The following is a 1,338-nucleotide window of genomic DNA, read 5'->3' as shown; positions in this document are numbered from 1 at the left end:
TTACGGCTGCAAATACGAATATTGCTAATAATATTACGACAACAGGAAATCAACAATTTACAAATGATGTCACATTAACAGGTACAAACAGTAATCAAGAACTGAAAGCAGATACAGGAACAATAGCCTTTAATAACAACTTAATAGCAGGAAACAATAACCTCACCCTAACAGCGAATGAAGTGAACTTGTTAGGAGTAGATAACTCAGTTACAGGTAGTGGAAAATTACTGATACAACCATCTATATCTGGACAAAATATTAATATTGGTGATGATACAGATACAAGTAGTTTAGATATCACTGGATCTGATATTGATGCTTTAGCCAAAGGATTTAGTGATATTACTATAGGACGTAATGATAGCAGTGGAGCGATCGCTATTAACACTGTTAATTTCAAAGATGCAGTAAAAATTCAATCTCCAACAGGTTCAATTACCACAAATGGAGAAATTACTGGTGAAGGTTCTATTACTCTAGATGCTATAACTACTACTCTGAACGCAGGTATCACCACCATTAATCAGAATATTAATTTCAGTCAAAGTGTCATTTTTGGGAATGATATTACCCTCAGCACAGGTGCAGGTATAGGTGATATTACCTTTAGTGGTACTGTTGATGGAAATCAGAATTTAACATTAAATACAGGTACAGGAAATATAAACTTTGATGCTGCTGTAGGTGGAACAAATCCATTAAATAGTCTCAGTACCAGCACAGCTAATACTAATGTGAAAGCAAATATCACAACTGTCAATGATCTGAATTTTACAAACGCCGTTACACTAACTGGTATCACACAAACATTTAACTCTGGAAATGGCAATATTAACTTTAGTGATACAGTAAATGGAGCAAGTGATTTAACTGTTATTGCTGGTAATGAAATCACCTTAAATGGTGCTGTAGGTGTAAATTTAAAATTAAATAGTTTAACTAGCACTGCGACTAAAACTAACGTAGAAGATAACATCTTTACATCTGGAAATATTACCTTTAATAATCCATTAAACCTAATAGAAAGTGGTGCGAAATTATTTAGCGCAGATAACGGAAATATTAGTTTTAACAGTACCGTTAATGGAAATAGTGCATTAACAACTTTAGCAACAAATGGAATTATTAGCTTTAAGGATGTTGTTCAATTAAGTAGCTTAACCAACACTGCTACTCAAACTCAGATAGCAAATAACATCTTGACTACAGGTGATATTAAGATTAACAGTAACTTGATAAATCTCACAGGAACAACAAATCAAGAATTAAAATCTGATAGTGGAAAAATAGAATTAAGTGGGAATTTAACAGCAGGAAGTAATAATTTAACATTAA

1 protein-coding gene is annotated in these 1,338 nt (G+C 32.7%); it reads left to right on the top strand.

Annotation, left to right across the window (positions count from 1 at the left end; all coding sequences use genetic code 11):
• A partial coding sequence (locus FJR04_RS02250; RefSeq protein WP_217359202.1) for a hypothetical protein occupies positions 1-1,338 on the top strand: 1,338 nt, incomplete at both ends.

Origin of the sequence: Anabaena sp. UHCC 0204 (assembly GCF_009711975.1) — a bacterium.
GTDB lineage: Bacteria > Cyanobacteriota > Cyanobacteriia > Cyanobacteriales > Nostocaceae > Dolichospermum.
This window is presented reverse-complemented; position numbering and strand designations above follow the sequence as displayed.